Source organism: Salipiger aestuarii, assembly GCF_003259905.1.
Lineage (GTDB): Bacteria > Pseudomonadota > Alphaproteobacteria > Rhodobacterales > Rhodobacteraceae > Salipiger > Salipiger aestuarii.
In genome coordinates, this window is the sequence record NZ_QLMG01000016.1 from 19,753 (window position 1) to 37,324 (window position 17,572).

The 17,572-nt window shown below is 63.1% G+C and carries 16 protein-coding genes; 9 read left to right on the forward strand and 7 right to left on the reverse strand.

The genetic code is table 11. The features are described 5' to 3' along the window. Positions 1–19: 19 nt before the first annotated feature. On the reverse strand, positions 20–1,168 hold the full coding sequence (locus ATI53_RS10225; RefSeq protein WP_165617169.1) for an efflux RND transporter periplasmic adaptor subunit: 1,149 nt from the start codon (positions 1,166–1,168) through the stop codon (positions 20–22). A gap of 623 nt (positions 1,169–1,791) precedes the next feature. On the opposite strand from ATI53_RS10225, the gene ATI53_RS10230 reads away from it, so the two are divergent. From ATI53_RS10230 to ATI53_RS10250, 5 genes are all read left to right on the forward strand, one after another. After that, on the forward strand, positions 1,792–2,604 hold the full coding sequence (locus ATI53_RS10230; protein WP_111550337.1) for a DODA-type extradiol aromatic ring-opening family dioxygenase: 813 nt from the start codon (positions 1,792–1,794) through the stop codon (positions 2,602–2,604). A 28-nt stretch (positions 2,605–2,632) separates the two neighbouring features. Then, the gene (locus tag ATI53_RS10235) at positions 2,633–3,130 is read left to right on the forward strand and encodes an SDR family oxidoreductase (protein WP_111550338.1); all 498 of its coding nucleotides are present in this window, start codon (positions 2,633–2,635) and stop codon (positions 3,128–3,130) included. A 257-nt stretch (positions 3,131–3,387) separates the two neighbouring features. Continuing rightward, positions 3,388–4,455, forward strand: coding sequence for an HlyD family secretion protein (locus tag ATI53_RS10240; protein ID WP_009504346.1), 1,068 nt, complete (start codon positions 3,388–3,390; stop codon positions 4,453–4,455). Further along, complete coding sequence (rbbA, locus tag ATI53_RS10245) at positions 4,452–7,193, forward strand: ribosome-associated ATPase/putative transporter RbbA (protein WP_111550339.1); 2,742 nt, start codon at positions 4,452–4,454, stop codon at positions 7,191–7,193. Before ATI53_RS10240 ends, rbbA begins: the two co-directional genes overlap by 4 nt. Before the next feature lie 3 nt (positions 7,194–7,196). Next, positions 7,197–8,300 carry an ABC transporter permease gene (locus ATI53_RS10250; RefSeq protein ID WP_009504348.1) on the forward strand — a complete coding sequence of 368 codons (1,104 nt, stop codon included), beginning with the start codon at positions 7,197–7,199 and terminating at the stop codon, positions 8,298–8,300. Positions 8,301–8,331: 31 nt separating this feature from the next. Here ATI53_RS10250 and ATI53_RS10255 read toward each other — a convergent pair whose 3' ends face one another. Further along, positions 8,332–8,790 carry a universal stress protein gene (locus ATI53_RS10255; RefSeq protein ID WP_111550340.1) on the reverse strand — a complete coding sequence of 153 codons (459 nt, stop codon included), beginning with the start codon at positions 8,788–8,790 and terminating at the stop codon, positions 8,332–8,334. Positions 8,791–8,957: 167 nt separating this feature from the next. Here ATI53_RS10255 and ATI53_RS10260 point away from each other — a divergent pair, with 167 nt between their 5' ends. Genes ATI53_RS10260 through ATI53_RS10270 form a run of 3 tightly spaced genes read left to right on the forward strand, consistent with a single transcriptional unit; the run spans position 8,958 to position 12,043 of the window. Next, positions 8,958–9,353, forward strand: coding sequence for a MarR family transcriptional regulator (locus ATI53_RS10260; RefSeq protein ID WP_223865983.1), 396 nt, complete (start codon positions 8,958–8,960; stop codon positions 9,351–9,353). Beyond that, entirely contained in the window at positions 9,346–10,506 is a 1,161-nt protein-coding gene (locus ATI53_RS10265) for an HlyD family secretion protein (RefSeq protein WP_009504353.1), read from the forward strand. The genes ATI53_RS10260 and ATI53_RS10265 overlap by 8 nt, the downstream gene beginning before the upstream one ends. Beyond that, entirely contained in the window at positions 10,493–12,043 is a 1,551-nt protein-coding gene (locus tag ATI53_RS10270) for a DHA2 family efflux MFS transporter permease subunit (protein ID WP_034452351.1), read from the forward strand. The genes ATI53_RS10265 and ATI53_RS10270 overlap by 14 nt, the downstream gene beginning before the upstream one ends. Before the next feature lie 118 nt (positions 12,044–12,161). Here ATI53_RS10270 and ATI53_RS10275 read toward each other — a convergent pair whose 3' ends face one another. From ATI53_RS10275 to ATI53_RS10290, 4 genes are read right to left on the reverse strand one after another with little or no spacing between them, the layout of a single operon-like run. Beyond that, entirely contained in the window at positions 12,162–12,887 is a 726-nt protein-coding gene (locus ATI53_RS10275) for a lipoate--protein ligase family protein (RefSeq protein ID WP_111550342.1), read from the reverse strand. After that, a complete protein-coding gene (locus tag ATI53_RS10280; protein ID WP_009504357.1) occupies positions 12,884–13,120 on the reverse strand; it encodes a biotin/lipoyl-containing protein in 237 nt (78 codons plus the stop codon). The genes ATI53_RS10275 and ATI53_RS10280 overlap by 4 nt, the downstream gene beginning before the upstream one ends. A gap of 30 nt (positions 13,121–13,150) precedes the next feature. After that, a complete protein-coding gene (locus ATI53_RS10285; protein WP_009504359.1) occupies positions 13,151–14,167 on the reverse strand; it encodes an alpha-ketoacid dehydrogenase subunit beta in 1,017 nt (338 codons plus the stop codon). Between the two features lie 43 nt (positions 14,168–14,210). Next, positions 14,211–15,194, reverse strand: a complete 984-nt coding sequence (locus ATI53_RS10290) for a thiamine pyrophosphate-dependent dehydrogenase E1 component subunit alpha (protein ID WP_249033398.1) — start codon at positions 15,192–15,194, stop codon at positions 14,211–14,213. A 370-nt stretch (positions 15,195–15,564) separates the two neighbouring features. Between ATI53_RS10290 and ATI53_RS10295 the strand changes: the two genes are divergently transcribed. Continuing rightward, complete coding sequence (locus ATI53_RS10295) at positions 15,565–16,728, forward strand: ATP-binding protein (RefSeq protein ID WP_111550343.1); 1,164 nt, start codon at positions 15,565–15,567, stop codon at positions 16,726–16,728. Here ATI53_RS10295 and ATI53_RS24355 read toward each other — a convergent pair. Beyond that, positions 16,725–17,072: a hypothetical protein gene (locus ATI53_RS24355; protein WP_375342734.1), complete on the reverse strand. Its 348-nt coding sequence runs from the start codon at positions 17,070–17,072 to the stop codon at positions 16,725–16,727. The two genes, ATI53_RS10295 and ATI53_RS24355, sit on opposite strands and share 4 nt — an antisense overlap. Positions 17,073–17,572: the final 500 nt, after the last annotated feature.

Below are 17,572 nucleotides of genomic sequence, written 5' to 3' on the forward strand. Positions count from 1 at the left end.
ATCCTATTGAAATACGGGATCAGAGGCCGGAAACCGTCACTGACTGATTGTCTCTGAGCCGCCACCAGCCGCCGGAAACAACCAGCTCGTCGCCGTTCAGGCCTTGCAGGACGACAATCTCGTCATCGACCGGAAGCCCCAGTCGGACCGTCCTGCGCGCGACCTGGCCAGAAGATTCCTGATAAACCCAGATGGACGGGTCGGTTCGGCTTGTCGTGTCCACCGCCGATACCGGAACGAGGACGGATTGCGGGTGATTTTCGTCCGACGCGACGGCGATGCGCACATCCGCCGTCATACCGGGCAGGAGGCGCGGGTCGATATCGCCCGTGATTGCAAATTCCAGGTCATAGGTCTGCGCCGTCGGATCGGCATCGGTCGCGAACGAGCGCTGGACAAGCGGCGCGGTGTATCCCGGAACTGCGGGAAAACTCGCGACGATGTCGAACGCGTCGGGCGCGGAACGTGCAACAGCCGCAAGCTCCTCGGGCAGAGAAATCATGATCCGCATCTCACTGACATCTTGCAGCCGCGCGACCGGCGCGGCAGAGGTGACGTTGACGTATTCCTCGGCGAAGGTCCGCGCCACGATCGCATCGAAGGGCGCTGTGATCTGGGTCTGGGACAGGCGTCGCTTGGCCTCGCGAAGCGCGACGTCGGCCTGTGCGAACTGGGCGCGCGCCGTATCGAGGCGCGCATCGGCGGCGACCCCTCGCTGGGCAAGGCTCGAGGCGCGCTCGAACTCGGAATTCGCCAGGTCAAAGGAAGCCTGGGCCCGATCGACGGCAAGATTGAAATCGGCCTGATCGAGCTCTGCGATCACGTCGCCCTCGCGAATTCTGTCGCCCGGTTCGACGTCGAGGGAAAATATCTGTCCGGGTATCTGAAACGCAATATCCACTGTGCGGGCAGGTTCGACACGGCCGGCGACCCCACGGGATTGAGTGATCACCCGGCTGAGCGCACGGGTCACTTCGACGGTGACCAGTTGATCGGGGTCGGGAGTTTCCACCGTGTCGGTCTGGCTCGCCGCGGCGTCTGTTTCCGTCTGGGCCAATACATCCGTGAGTGTCCCCGGAAGAAGCGACACAGCCAGGGCTGCCGCAGCCGCCAGCACGATCACCGAAGCGATCCGTTTCCAGCTTCGGTTCTTATTAATAGAGCTCATAAATCATTGTCCTTAATCGTTCGATGACGCGTTTCCTGATCCCGCTGGCTGCCCTGGCTCATTCGCAACTTTACCGTCCGGTCGGTTTTGATTTCGGTGTGAGTTAGTCTGCGGCAGCACCAAGGTCCAGTTTTGATCTTGCCTGCTCCGATCCAAGGCGCGACCGTGTTGTCAAACGCGGATGGATGCGGAAGGCCCGCCCCCTTGTGCCAGGCGTTCCCCGCCGAGTAGACCTGCGGAAACGCGGCAACCGATCCGCTCTTTTGCAATGCTCTGACGCATCGGTCAGTCGGCGCTTTCGAAGCCGGATGTTAGAAAGACCGCCCTCCCCGCTCGGCGCGTCGGCGGCGCTACGTTGCATCATGCCACGCACCTGATGCCAAAACGTAAAGAAAACCAACGCGCCGTGTCACCGGGCGCACCGCCCTCAACGCTGGCACACCCGCGCATATGTCGGGTTTGCGCAGCCCGACAGTGTGGTGGCGCTCCGGGCATCGGTGTTCACTTTTTTGACAGCTGGTTACCTTACCATACCTGCTTTAACATACGCCGCACCCAAACTGTTCCACAGCATCCGAACGGCAACCCCGAGGCTACCTGCAAGCCGAGAAGGACAGACAGACATGACGCGCATGCCAACTCTTTTCATTCCTCACGGGGGTGGCCCCTGTTTTTTCATGGACTGGTCGCCGCCTGACGAATGGGACCGGCATCGCCAGTACCTGCGCGACCTGCCCGCGACATTGCCCGCGCGCCCGAAGGCGCTGTTGGTGATTTCCGGCCACTGGGAAGAACCCGCATTCACCGTGCAGAGCAACGCCGCCCCACCGCTGCTGTTCGATTATGGCGGGTTTCCGCCCCACACCTATGAATTGACCTGGCCCGCGCCCGGCGATCCGGCGCTGTCGGAGCGCGTTCATGACCTGATCCGCGCCGCCGGGCTTCCGGTCGCGAAAGATGTCACGCGCGGCTTTGACCACGGCATCTTCGTACCGCTCAAGGTTGCCTTTCCCGATGCCGACATTCCCTGCGTCCAGCTGTCGCTTGCCAGTGATCTGGACCCGGAACGCCATATCGCGCTGGGGCAGGCTCTTGCGCCCCTGCGTGATGAAGGCGTGCTGATCCTCGGCAGCGGCAACACCTATCACAACATGGGGGTGCTTATGCAGAGCCTGCGCGCCGGCCCGCGGGGCGAGGTGGCCGGCACCGAATTCGATACCTGGCTGACCGACGCGATCACCAACCCCGATCCCGACGAACGCAACCGCAGGCTGGCGCGCTGGTCGCAGGCACCGGGCGCACGCAATGCCCATCCGCGCGCCGAGCACCTGATCCCGCTGCATGTCGTGGCGGGTGCGGCGGGGGCCGACATCGGTCGCAAGACCCTGGAGGATCAGGTGCTCGGCGCGCTCGAAAGCGCCTTTCGGTTCGGATGACAAGCAGCTCCGCAAAAGAGCACGGAACATGCCCGACGCGATCAACGGTCCCTTCATCCAGGCCGGCGCATCCGGTCAGCTCGGCAGTCGGGTCATCGACGAACTTCTGGCGCGCGCGGCCGAACCCATCGCCGCGATCACCCCGCACAGCGGACGAGCTTGCCGCGCTGCGGGAAAGGGGGATCGACACAGGGCCGGTGGTTTCCATGACCCGGCCACATCCGGCACGGCCTTTGACGGCCACGCGCGGCGGCGGCGGCTTGCCGCAGCGCGCGATCCCGCGACGGGCAAACGGCGCGCGGCGCGTGGCAACGCCATGTCCGCCGCCACGAAGGTCGGTGTGCCGCACATCCTCTATCCCTCTCTGACCAACCCGGACGAGAACAATCCGATCGGAATTGCGGCAGACCACCGCGGGACGATGATGTCGCCAGAGGATACCGTGCCGCAGATCGTCGAACTGGGCCGGGCAGATGGCGGCGACGGCATACCGTCGCGCATTGCCGACTTTTCAGAAGCCTGTTAAAAACGCAACATAATCACAGATGGGGATGAACCATCCAGCTTGCTCAGGTGGCACGTGATCGTTCGTTAATGCATCAGGCGACGTCCACGATGCGCGCAGGCGCGGTCAGAATGCCGAGTCCGGAGGGGCAAGGCGAGCCCGACCACCCGGCCGGGGCCCATTGACGCGTTTACGAAGGCGCGATCAAAGAGTTTAGTGGTGACATCTTCGACCGATGACTTAACGCAATCCGGCCCGCAACAGCAATCGAGCACAGCATGAAAAACACCAGATACCTTCTCTTCACAGCGATTGCCGTGGCCGCGGCGATATTGGGTTTCCTGGTCTGGCAGGGCAACGGCAATGGCGCTGTCCCCGAAGGTTTCGCGCGCGGCAACGGGCGCGTCGAAGCCGTCGAGATCGATGTGGCCTCGAAGCTTCCCGGACGGATTGAAACGATTCTGGTGCGAGAGGGCGAGCTTGTCGAGGCGGGGCAACCGCTGGCCGCGCTTGACACCCGTCAACTGAAAGCCAACCGCCATCAGGCAGAGGCGGAACAGCGCCGCGCCGAGATCGCGGTTGAAAACGCCCGGCTGATGATCCAGCAACGTCAGGCCGAAGTGCGCGCAGCCGAGGCGGTTCTGGCGCAGCAGCAATCGGCCCTTGATGCCGCGCAGCGCCAGTTCGCCCGCTCCGAGGCGCTGGCGGGAAGCAGCATCGCGTCCGAGCGGCAACTTGATATTGACCGGTCGAACGCGCTTGGTGCCGAGGCCGCGGTCGCCTCCGCCGAAGCGAGGATTGCGGCGGCGCGGATCGGGGTATCCGCAGCCGAAGCGGCAGTGGTCGGGGCCGAAGCGGCGGTGGCGGCGGCAATGGCGACGATCGAATCGATAGACGTCCAGATCGAGGACAGCACGCTGAAAGCGCCCCGGCCAGGACGGGCGCAGTACATCGTTGCACAGGCGGGCGAAGTCATAGGCGCCGGCGGGCGCGTGATCAACATGATCGATCTGAACGACGTTTACATGACGTTCTTCCTGCAGACCGCCGCGGCGGGGCGCGCCGGGCTGGGGACCGAGGTCCGCCTGATCCTGGACGCGGCACCGGATATCGTTGTCCCCGCCGAGGTCTCGTTCGTGTCGGACGTGGCACAGTTCACTCCGAAAACCGTCGAGACCGAAATCGAGCGCGAAAAGCTGATGTTCCGGGTCCGCGCCCGAATCGCGCCCGATCTGCTGGAAAAATACCTGGATTACATCAAGACCGGTCTGCCCGGCGTCGCCTGGGTTCGGCTGGACCCCGCGCTGCCCTGGCCCGAGGCCGCCGATGGCAGGGTGCTGGAATGACCGCCTCCGGGCGGGTGGTGCGGGCAGAGGGGCTTTCGCTTCTCTACGGCAAGGTCCGGGCGCTCGACGATGTGTCGATCGACCTGCCGGCGGGCTGTATCGTCGGCCTGATCGGGCCTGACGGTGTTGGCAAATCCAGCCTTCTGGCGCTGATCGCCGGGGCCAGGCGTATCCAGCAAGGCCAGCTTGATGTTCTGGAGGGCGACATGCGGCGCGCCGGCCACCGTGCCCGGATCTGCCCGCGGATCGCCTATATGCCGCAAGGACTTGGCCGCAATCTCTATCCCACGCTCTCGGTGCGGGAGAATGTCGAGTTCTTCGGCCGGCTTTTCGGCGAGAGCCGCGAGGAGCGCGAGAGGCGGATCGCCGATCTGCTGGAGGCAACCGATCTTGCACCCTTTGCCGAGCGCCCGGCGGCCAATCTTTCGGGCGGCATGAAACAGAAGCTGGGCCTGTGCTGCGCGCTGATCCACGACCCCGATCTGCTGATCCTGGACGAGCCGACAACCGGAGTCGACCCGCTGTCGCGGCGTGAATTCTGGGCTTTGATCGCGCGTATCCGCGCTGCACGTCCGGGCATGAGCCTGATCGTCGCCAGTGCGTATCTGGAGGAAGCCTCGGAATTCGACCACCTGGTCGCGATGGACGACGGCAGGGTGCTTGCCGCCGGCAGCCCCTCAGAGATTCTGAACCGCACCGGAACCGCCAGCCTTGACGAGGCTTTCATAGAACTTCTTCCCGAAGAAAGGCGCGCGGGACACCACGATCTGATCGTGCCGCCGCGTGACCCCGCAGGTCGCGGCGACTGCGTCGTCGAGGCTGAAAACCTGACGGTCCGGTTCGGAGACTTTGCAGCGGTCAAGGGTGTGAGCTTTCGCATCGGGAAAGGTGAGATATTCGGCTTTCTCGGGTCGAACGGTTGCGGCAAGACGACGACGATGAAGGCGCTGACCGGGCTTGTGGAACCCGCCGAAGGAACCACCCGGATCGACGGCAAAACGGTCGACGCGCGCGACATGGCCACGCGCAAGCGCATCGGTTACATGACGCAGTCCTTCTCGCTTTATTCCGAGCTGACGGTGCGTCAGAATCTTGATCTGCATGCGCGGCTTTTCGACATGGCGCCCGCCGGGATTGCGCCCCGTATCGCCGAGCTTGCGGAGCGGTTTGATCTTGAGGCGGTTCTTGACAGTCTGCCGCTGCAACTGCCGCTTGGGATCCGTCAGCGGCTGTCGCTGGCCGTGGCGCTGATTCACCGGCCCGAGGTGCTGATCCTGGACGAGCCGACCTCGGGCGTGGATCCGGTGGCGCGCGACATCTTCTGGCAGGCGCTGGTGGACCTGTCCCGAAAAGACGGTGTGACGATCTTCATCTCTACCCACTACATGTCCGAAGCCATGCGCTGCGACAGGATTTCCCTGATGCACGAGGGCCGCGTGCTTGTCAGCGACACGCCCGAAGCCATCCGCGAAGGCGCCGGCGCGGCGACGCTGGACGATGCCTTCATCCATCACCTGGAACGGGCACAAGGCGAAAACGGCACGCCCGCCGCGGCGCATCGGGTGGATCTCGTGGCGGAGGCTTCGTCGGCGCCACGTCGGCGCCACGGACGGGTCAGCCTTGCCCGGCTCCTGAGCTTTTCCTGGCGCGAGTCGTTGGAGCTGCGCCGAGATCCGATCCGCCTGACGCTTGCAAGCGTCGGCAGCGTGATCCTTATGATTGTGCTGGGATACGGCATTTCGATGGATGTCGAGGATCTCAAGTTCGCAGTGCTTGACTACGATCAAACCATCGCCAGCCAGTCCTATGTCAACGACCTGGCCGGATCGCGCTACTTCGACGAACAGCCACCGCTCATCGACCATGCCGACATCGACCAGCGGATGCGCGCCGGCGAAATCAGCCTGGCGCTGGAAATCCCGCCGGGGTTTGCGGCAGATGTCGAACGCGGCCGCCCCGTGGAAATCGGGGCCTGGTTCGATGGTGCCATGCCGATGCGTGCGGACACGGTGCGCGGCTATGTCCAGGGGATGCACGTTCACTGGCTGACCGACCAGCTGCGCCAGGTCTATGGCGAAGACGCTGTCACCGGCAGTTACAGTCTGGAAATGCGCTATCGCTATAACCCCGATGTCGAAAGCCTGGCGGCCATGGTGCCGGCGGTGATCCCGCTCTTGCTGATGCTGATCCCGGCGATGCTCGCCGTCCTGTCCGTCGCGCGCGAGAAAGAGACAGGCTCGATCGTGAACCTCTATGTCACCCCGGCGCTGCGACTGGAATTCCTGCTGGGCAAGCAGGTGCCCTACATCGTGCTGGGCTTTCTCAACTTCCTGTTGCTGCTGGCGCTTGCGGTGTTTGTCTTCGGGGTGCCGGTCAAGGGCAGCCTTCTGGCGCTTTCGGCGGGGGCGCTGGTCTATGTCATCCTGGCCACCGGGCTGGGCCTGCTGATCTCGGCCTTCACCCGCAGCCAGGTCGCGGCGTTGTTCTTTACCGCTCTGGCCACCCTGATCCCGGCCACGCAGTATGGGGGCATCATCGACCCGGTCTCGTCACTGGAAGGCATGGGGCGCGGGATCGGCGAGGTTTTCCCGACCAGCCATTTCGTCACCATCTCGCGCGGGGTGTTTGCCAAGGCGCTGGACTTCGGCGATCTGGCCGCGTCCTTCGTACCGATGCTTCTGCTGGTCCCGGTGCTTGTGGCGCTCGGGACGATCTTCGTGCGCAAGCAGGAGGCCTGAGCGATGCGACCCAGACATGTGCTGTACCTCGCGGTCAAGGAGCTACGCGGGCTGGTGCGCGACCCGCTGCTCCTGGCGCTGGTGTTCTACGCCTTTACGCTGGACATCTATTCCCACGCCACCGCCATGCCCGAGACGCTGAACCGCGCCACGATCGGCATCGTGGACGAGGATGCCTCGCCCCTGTCCCGGCGGATCGCGGATGCGTTCCTGTCGCCCTATTTCGTGACACCCGACCAGATCGACATGGCCGAGATGGATGCGCGCATGGATGCTGGCATCGATACGTTTTCGCTGGTCATCCCTCCGGATTTCCAGAGCGACCTTGTGGCGGGCGCCCGGCCCGAATTGCAGCTTAACGTCGATGCGACACGGGTCAGCCAGGCCTTCACCGGCGCGGGCTATGTCCAGGCGATCGTCGATCAGGAAGTCACCGGCTGGACCGGGCGACAAGCCGCGGTGCCGGTCGATCTTGCGCTGCGCGCCCGCTTCAACCCGGCGCTGGATCCTGGGTGGTTCGGTGCGCTGACGGCGGTGATCAGTGCCGTGACCATGCTGTCGATCATCCTGTCGGGGGCGGCGCTGATCCGGGAGCGTGAGCATGGTACCGTCGAGCACCTGCTTGTCATGCCGGTCAGCGCGGCCGAGATCATGACCAGCAAGGTGCTCAGCATGGGGGGCGTGGTGCTGGTGGCGGCGGGGCTGTCGCTGACCTTCATGGTGCAGGGTGTTCTTGGGGTGCCGGTGGCAGGCTCGTTGACGCTGTTCCTGGTGGGCGTGGCGCTGCACCTGTTCGCCACCACATCGCTGGGGATATTGCTGGCAACGATCTCGGGTTCGATGCCGCAATTCGCCATGCTGCTGCTTCTGGTGCTGCTGCCGCTGGAAATCCTGTCGGGCGGGATGACGCCGCGGGAATCGATGCCCGAGGCGGTGCAATACATCATGCTGGCGGCGCCCAACACCCATTTCATCGCGCTTGCACAGGCGGTGTTGTTTCGGGGCGCGGGACTTGCGGTGGTCTGGCCGCAACTGCTGGCGCTGGCGGTGATCGGATCGGTGATGTTCGCGTTCGCCTTGCGACGGTTCCGCGGCTTCCTGCGGTAACGCGGCGCTTCCTGCGCGCGTGGACACCTTTTCAACCGTCGCGGAAAAAGTCTGAATCCTCGACAACCTTTTGTGCCAGCAGCAGGCTGCATCCCAGCGCGTCGGCCAACCCGGCCGCGACCGACCGGCTCATCCAGCGCGTCCAGAGACCTTGGCGATGATGCCCGACCACGACCAGATCGGCCCCGGTTTCGGTCGCGACGCTTGCGATTTTCGCCACCGGATCGCCGAACTCCATGCGGACCTCGGGTGCCAGCCCCATCGCCGAAAGCCTTTGATGGCCTTCGTCAAGGATCCCCCCGAAATCGGCTTGCTGGATGGCGAGCGCGCCGACATCCGCGCCTTGTGCCAGCGCGTTGCCAGCGCCCGTTTCGACCACCGCCAGCAGGATCACCCGCGCCCCCGTGATCTGCGCCAGCCGCGCGCCTTCGCGCAGCGCCAGCCGCCCCTCGCGCGAGCCGTCGTAACACAGCAGGATTTTGGTATACATCGACGTATGTCTCCGGTGCGGGAATGACCCTTGCAAGATAATTGCATCCATATTAATTAGCTCTACAACTATTGGCAAGGCGTTGAAAGCAAAGAGCGATGAAGACAGATCCCGACGACATAGAGATCCAGGAGCCTTTCGCGCGGTCCATGGCAACGGCGTCACGCATGTGGCGGCGGCATCTTGACCTTCGGTTTCGCGATCTCGACCTGTCGCAGGCAAGGTGGAACGTGCTGTTCGAGCTTTCGCGGAATGAAGAGGTGACGCAGATCGAACTGGCGCACCGCCTGGGGATCGAGGCCGCGACGCTCGTCCGGCTGCTGGACGGGCTTGAAGGCGCGGGTCTGATCGAACGCCGCCCTTCCGCCACGGACAGGCGGGCCAAGACGCTTCACCTGACAGAGGTTGCGAGCCCTCTCATTGTCAGGATGAAAAAGATTTCAGCGACCAGCCGGGCAGAAATCCTCGAAGGCATTTCCCTGGAGGATCTGCGCATTGCAACGAAAGTTCTAAGCGGCATCGCGGCCAGACTGGAGGTTTTGAACAATGGTCAAAATGGATGACATAAAGTCGGGTACAGCCATTTCCGACAAGGCTGCGGCGGACAAACAGGTGCCGCCCCCTCCCCCCAGGCGCAGCCGGACGCGATGGGCCAGACTGATCGTGATCGGCGGCGTGCTTGCCGTTGCCGTCTGGCTGGCCGCCCCGTGGCTGGCTGCGCGATTCACGCAGGTACACATCGACGACGCGCGAATCGCGGCCAATGTGGTCACCGTATCCAGCGAGGTCGCTGGGCGGGTCACGGCGATTCCGGTGCTCGTGGGCGACGCTGTCGAAAAAGACGATCTTGTCGCCGCAATCGACCGCACATCTGCGCAGCCGCAGCTTGATGCAGTCCTGTCGAGACTTTCGGCAACCGATGCGCAGTTGGCGGAGCTTCGGGCACGCAAGGTGCTGCTTGAAAAGCAACTCTCCGCGCGGCGCGACGCGGCCCTGGCCAGCATAGCTGCCGCGGAAGCGAACCACGCGGCATCCCTCGCGGTATTGACGAATGCACAGACCCGTCACGAGAGGGCAATCAAGCTTGCTGCGCAGAAAATCATGTCGCAGCAAACTCTGGACGAGGCCAAGGCAGCGCTCGACACCGCAGCACAGCAGGAACGTGCCGCGTTCGCGGCGATCGAAAGCGCGCAGGCGAGTCTGGCCATTGTCGAGGCCGACGGAGAGCAGATGAATGTGCTGGAGTCGCAGATTGCGTCCGTTCTTGCCGGTCGCGCGGGCACCGAGGCCGACCGCAGCCTGAAAGAGATCGACCTCGCGCACCGCACGATCACGGCCCAGTTCGACGGCATCGTTGACGGGACCTTTGTCGATGTCGGCGAATATGTGACTCCGGGCACGCGCATTGCAATGTATCACGCGCCGGATGACGTCTGGATCGACGCCAACGTCAAGGAAACCGATTATGGCCGGATCCATGTGGGATCGAAGGCGGGCGTCACGGTCGACGCTTTTCCGGGCCGCACCTTCGAGGGCAAGGTGATCGGCATGGGCGGGGCGGCGACAAGCCAGCTTGCGCTTCTGCCCAGCCCGAACCCCTCGGGCAATTTCACCAAAGTGACCCAGCGTCTGCCGATCCGTGTGTCGATCGCGGCTGCCGACACCGAACTCAGGCCCGGCATGATGGTCGAGGTTTATGTCGATGTCACAGATTGACCGGTATTTCGAGCGTTACGGCCCTTCCTACAAATGGTTGGCAACCGGCACGATCATGATCGCGACCATCTCGGTCGTGTTGTCCACGACGATCGTGAACGTCGCCATCCCGGCGGTCATGGGGGCATTCGGCATCAGCGCGGTGCAAGCACAATGGATCTCGACCGGCTTTCTGGCAGCCATGACCGCAACGATGCTGCTGGCCGACTGGGCCAACCGCGCCTTCGGCATGCGGCTGACGATGACAGCCGCGATGGGCGTGTTCCTTGGGGGGTCGGTCCTTGGGGGGCTCGCGCCGAACGAGACCGTGCTGACGCTGGCCCGCGTGGTGCAAGGGGCGGCGGCGGGTGTCGTGCAGCCATTGGCCATGATCATGCTGTTCAAGGTCTTTCCGCCCGACAAACGCGGCGCCGCCATGGGGATCTATGGCGTCGGCGTTGTGCTGGCTCCGGCTTTGGGCCCATGGATCGGCGGGGTGCTTATGGATGCCTTCGACTGGCGCTTCGTCTTCTACCTGGGCCTGCCTTTTGCCGGTCTTGCCATTCTGCTGGCGAACCTTTTCCTGCCCGGCCGCGAAGAAAGCGGTCCGATTCCGGGCTTCGACTTTGTCGGGGTGGCGATCCTGTCGGCTTTTCTTGCGGTGCTGCTCAGCACGCTGACGAACGCGCAGCGGCTTGGATGGGAGTCCAACGCCATCCTGTCGGGCTTCGTGATTTCCGCCGCTTCGGCCATCGGCTTCATCGCCTGGGAGATGCACACCGCCAAACCCATGCTCGACATGCGGCTTTTCAGGAATTTCGCGTTCTCCTCGGCCTCGGTCATTGCCTTCATCATGGGGGCGGGGCTGTTCGGCTCTACCTATCTGCTTCCGGTCTTCGTGCAGCAGATCCAGGGTATGACGCCCACGCAGGCGGGCCTTCTTCTGATGCCGTCGGGCTTTGCGATGCTGCTGGTCTTTCCCATTGCCGGGCGATTGTCCGACAAGGTGCCCGCCCCGATCATGATCGGCGTCGGCATGGCGGTCTTTGCCGGGTCTTCCTGGCTTATGACATCGGTAAATGTCCACACGGCCTTCTGGACGCTGGCATGGTGGACGATCCTGTCACGCGTGGGATTGGGGCTTGTGTTTCCGGCCATTTCGTCGGGCGCGCTCAAGGTTCTGCCGCCCCAGCTTCTTGGCCAGGGTTCGGGCGCTTCGAACTTCATTCGGCAACTTGGAGGGGCCTTCGGGGTCAACCTTCTGACCGTGTTCATCGAGCGGCGCACCATCATGCACGCGGATGCCTTTGCCGCGACCCAGACCAGCGACAACGCCACGACGATGGAACTCTTGAGCAAAGTTGCCGGCCTGCTGCACGCCTCGGGGCTGCCGGACTCTCAGCTCATGCCCGCCGCGGCATCGTTCCTGAGCCAGACAGTGATAATCCAGTCCTCGAACGCCGCCTTTCAGGACGGCTTTCTTGTGGTATGCGGTATATTCCTGCTCGCGCTGGTCCCGACCTGGTTCATGTGGCGCGCGCCATCCTCTGGCACATAGGGCGAATTTCAAGCCGAACCGCGGCGCCGCTCTTGCCGGGTGGCGTCGGATCGGTGCGGCACAAGGGACGCGGCTGTTGCCCTTGCGCAAATTGCTTCTCAGCCTCCTGACACCACCTTCATGACATTTGCGGCGTCGACCACAAATGCGCCCGATGCGCGACCATGCGGAGGAAACGGTGCTGGGCCGCTTTATCCTCGTCCGGCTGAACCAGATCCTGCAATCCGACATGGGCGCTGGCGTGGATTATCCGCTTTATTCCACAATCATGATAAAAGCGGTTGAGCATATCGATTGTTTTGTCCGACGGCGTGCGCATCAGCATCATCGCATGCGTCTGCACTGCCATTCCACCCGCCGTCGGACGCCAGCGTTGAGCGGTTCCGGCGAATTTCCGGCCCATCACGGTAATATTGTAGCGTCCGTCGCAAAAGGCACCGGACACGGATCCATTGCAAGAGCTTATGCCTGCGTTGGAAAGGGCGTCGCAGATCGGCGCCGTCAGTCGTTTGTATGCGTCCTCAAGTGTGGATGACGCGTCCGGCGGCCCACGGAACATCAGCGTCAGATTGACGATGCCTGGCCCCTGCGGCACCAGATCGCCGCCGGTGGCCCGCAAATGAACCGGCCAACCGGCGTCGGTGGCCTGCGCGCATGCGCGCGCGAAACCCGGAAGCCTGGCCATCCCGGCAGGCGCAACCAGGGCGGGTTCGCAGCTCCAAAGCTGGGTGATGGCGGCGCGGTGTCCGGCGGCAATGCCGGTCAGGCACGTTGCCTCCCATGCCAGAGCATCGGCAATTGCCAGTTCCCGCACCGCGCCCGGCGCCCCGGTAGTGGCGATCATGTGATCTGCCCGATGACATCCCCCTTGCGCACGATGTCATCGGCCTGTTTGTCGATTTTCAAGACGCCATCGGCTGGCGCTGTCACCTCGAACTGTGACTTCTCGACCATGATCTCGGCGATCAGCGCGCCCTTGCGCACGGTCGCGCCGTCACTTGCCAGCCAGTTGGTGATGACGGCTTCCATGTCGTCATCCTGCCACAGATCCTGCGGCACCTTCACTTCTGTTGCCATGAGTTCACTCCTTTGCTCAGCCGTGGTCTGCTACATTTTGCGATAAGCGGCGATGATCTTGTCGGGGTTGGGCAGGCAGAACTGTTCCATGTGCTTCGCGTAAGGGATCGGCACATCCGGAAAGGTGACACGCGCCGGCGATGCTTTCAGCTTCGAGACGTCGTGCTCGGTCACGGTGGCGATGATCTCGCCCGAGACGCCGTAGCTGTGGTAATCCTCGTCGATCACGATCAAACGGCCGGTCTTGGCGACCGAATTGATCACCGTCTCTCGATCCAGCGGGACCAGGGAAACCAGGTCGATAACCTCGGCGTTGACACCCTCTTCAGCCAGCTTGTCGGCGGCTTTCAGCGCGTTATGCACCCCCATGGCCAAGCCGACCAGCGTCACGTCGGAGCCCGCGCGCACCACTTTGGCCTTGCCGATTTCGACGGTGTAGCCCTCTTGCGGCGTGTTGAGCGTCGCGCCCGGTTCGGTGCCCAACCAGCCCATACCCTGCAACTGCTTGTGATACATGTAGACCACCGGGTTGTCGTCGCGGATCGCCGCGGTCATCAACCCTTTGGCGTCATAGGCGTTAGAGGGTGAAACGACCTTCATGCCCGGCAGATGGGCGAAGGTCCCGTAGAGGCATTGCGAGTGCTGACCCGCATCCGAGTACCCGCCTCCGGTCGAGGTCATCAGAACCATCGGAACCGACGCGTTGCCACCCGAGAAATACGCGTTCTTGGCCATCTGGTTATAAATCGCATCAAAGCAGACGCCGAAGAAATCGACGAACATCAATTCCACGACGGGCCGCATCCCATCCATCGCCGCGCCCACCGCAGCACTGATGAAGCCGGTTTCGGAAATCGGAGTATCGCGCACGCGTTCCTTTCCGAATTTCTCGAACAGGCCCCGGGTGTTTCCAAAGATGCCGCCGAAACCGGCGATATCCTCGCCCATCACGAAGACGCGCGGATCGCGTTGCATCTCTTGCTGCATCGCCTCAGCCATCGCGCGCGCGATCGTCAGCCGGCGTTCGTTGGTCGGTTGGTCAAGCATGGGTTGAATCCTTTCGTACCACACGTCGGTGGAGGTCTGAAATCTAGACGAAAACGGCGGTCAGCGCATCGGATTCCGGCGCATAGTCGCTTTCGCGGGCAAATGTGATTGCGTCCGCCACCAAGCTGTCGGCGCGCTGTTCGATCTCGTCAAGTTCCGTGGCGGTGCAACCCTCGGCAAGCAGGCGCTCGCGCATTTTGGGGATCGGATCCTTGGCAAACAGCGCGTCCTTCTCGCCCTTGGGGCGATACTGCTCGGCGTCGCCCATGAAGTGGCCCGCCAGCCGGTAGGTTTCCGCCTCGATCAGCGTCGGCCCCTCGCCTTTGCGTGCGCGCGCAATCGCCTCACCCGCGACATCGAAGATCGCATGAGGGTCGTTGCCGGGAACGTAGTGCCCCGGCATACCATAGCCCGCTGCGCGCACGTCATTGCGGATCACGGCCGTAGCCTCGGCCTTGGGAACCGAAATACCCCAGGAGTTATCCTCGATCACGAAGACGACCGGAAGCTTCCAGGTCCCGGCAAGATTGAGAGCTTCGTGAAATGCGCCCTGGTTTGCGGCACCCTCGCCCAGGAATGCGACCGCGACTCCCGGTTTGTTCTGAATCGTGCGCGACAGCGCAGCCCCGCAAGCAGGGCCGCAGCTTTCACCGATGATGCCCGAGCATGAAAAATTCACCGCCGGGTCGATCAGATGCATGTGGCCGCCCCGCCCGCCAGACAGGCCGGTCGATTTGCCAAAAATCTCGGCGGCCATCCTTTTCAGGTCAACGCCCTTGGCGATCGCCTGGTGGTGAGGGCGGTGGGTCGCGGTCACGATATCGTCTGCATTTAGATGCGCGCAAACGCCCACGGCGACCGGCTCTTGCCCGTTCGACAGGTGCATCTCACCGGGGATCGGCCCGTTCGCCATGTTGAACGCGGGCGTCTTGCCTTCGAGATAAGCCTTCTCGATCGCTTCTTCAAAGCGTCGGCTGACCACCATGTTTTCGTACATCCACAGTGACTGTTCTTTCGTCGGCTGCATGGCAGTCCTCCCTGTTGTTCGGTTCGCGTGCGGGCGCACAAGCCACTTAACACTATGCCACCGCTCGACTTTCACATTGACGCAGATCAACGAGCTGCCAGTCAGGTCGCCCATTCCAGGCCGCGCTGTGCCAGGGCGAATTGTGCCCGCACGAATTTGCGAACCCGGCGGGATCGCGCGCGGGCCCCTTGCCCAACTGGCGCTTTACGGTGCGGGGGCGATCACCGCCCCCTGCCCCGGCCTGACGATGCCGAATCCCCAGGTCACTGACTGCTTGCGGATGTAGACAAGATTCCAAGTTGGGTCGCCACGTCGTCCGCACCCAAGGATAACCTTGCAAATCTGCCATGCAATGGAGTATTTGCAAGGTATGTACACACGCCAGTCTAATCAGATTGTAGAGTCAGCCCTGAAAAGCCAGGCCGCCGTTGTCCTTCTCGGGCCCAGACAGGTCGGGAAAACCACGCTTGCTCTCGACATCGCCTCGGAGCGGGCATCGGTGTACCTTGATCTGGAGCGTGATGCGGACAGGCAGATCCTGATCGAGCCGGATCTTTATCTGGACGAACAGGCGGGCAAGCTGGTCATCCTAGATGAGGTCCAGCAGATGCCCGGACTCTTCAAAAGCCTGCGCGGGCAGATTGACCGCCGCAAGCGGGCCGGGTTTCGGACGGGACAGTTTCTTCTGCTTGGCTCGGCTTCGAACGTTCTTCTGCAACAGTCGGCGGAATCCCTGGCCGGCCGTGTCAGGTATATCGAAATGCCCCCTCTGCAGCTCGCAGAGGTAGGGGCGGATCGGTCGAACACGCTCTGGCTGCGCGGGGGATTTCCCGACAGTTTCCTGGCCGGGAGCGATCAGGCCAGCATGGCCTGGCGTCTGGACTTTTTGCGCACCTACCTGGAGCGGGACATCCCTGCCCTCGGGCCGCGCATTCCGGCCGCGACCCTGCGGCGTTTCTGGACCATGCTGGCGCATGTCCAGGGTGGCCTGCTGAATGCCGCCGCCCTTGCCGAAGGTCTCGGGGTTTCCGGCCAGACGGTTGGGCGTTACCTCGACCTGCTCGTCGATCTCATGCTGGTACGGCGGCTGCAGCCCTGGCACGAGAATGTCGGCAAGCGTCTGGTGAAATCGCCAAAAGTCTATGTGAGGGACAGCGGAATCGTGCATGCCCTGCTGGGCATCGAAAACACCGAAGGGCTTCTTGGGCATCCGGTGGTCGGGGGCAGTTGGGAAGGTTACTGTATCGAGGCCCTTCTTGCCGCTGCGCCAACCGGCACGGAGCCCTTTTTCTATCGCACCTCGGCAGGCGCAGAGCTTGACCTCGTCCTACGCCTGCCCGGAAGCGACATCTGGGCGATCGAAATCAAACGCACGACCGCGCCAAAGGTCTCGCGCGGGTTCCACACGGGCGCGGACGACATCAAGGCCGACCAAAAGCTACTGATCTACGCCGGAGAGCGTGACGTTCCGGTGGCTGACGGAATTCGTGCAATGCCTCTCGAACACGGGGTCCGGCTGCTGAGAGCACTCTAGAGCCCCGACTCACACGTCCGGAGCCAGATGCACAGCAAGGCGAGATGTAGGGATGCGAGAACATTGTCGTCGCTCCGGTCATAAGCGCGGTCCGCGGGGTGTCGTTCCCGCCGCGCACCAACGAGCAGGTCCGCCGCCGAGCGACTGTCGTGAGCCTGGCCTTCGGTCAGTCTCAACAAGATCGGACGGCCGATCGCATCCACCAGCGCGTGGCTTTTGGTGATCACGCCAGCGGATCGGCCCCCATTATCCGGACGCTGGCCCGATGCTGATGACCCGCGATGGATCAGCAACCACTCAAAATCCGTCAAATCAAACGGGTCCATGCCCAGATGCTGCTGCATTCATGCTGGATCACAACTCGCCTTTTTTGAGACACCAGGTAATGGGTATGCGACCTAGCGCGGCGCTGGCTCATGTCTCCGCGCCCTTGTATAAGACGTGCGTGACGCGATCAGCGTCAACGGTAGCTCTTCGGCGGGATCTGCCAGTTCGCGCGTGACGGATGCTCGCGGCCTGCGGTTCGGGCCCAAGCGACCCTTTGTTTCAGTGGGACGCGGCCGGAACCTCAGCCGGGCTCAATGGCCTCGCAGCTCTGGGCATCTTCGCAAGGGTGTTGTCGTGGTCAGTCGCAAGACGGTGTCCGAGAACCCTGCGAGTTCTCCCTCGGCGGTCCACCGCCCTTATTCGCGCCGCTGCGTTTCTTCGAATGTGACACGTTGCATCACGTGACGGGCGTCGCGCCGTCATTCCGTTCACTCAGGTTATCGCCGATCCCGCCAGAGCTGCGCGGCGCAAGTCGATCCGCCCTTGCAGGCGTTCATCATCCAGGGTGCGAAAGACG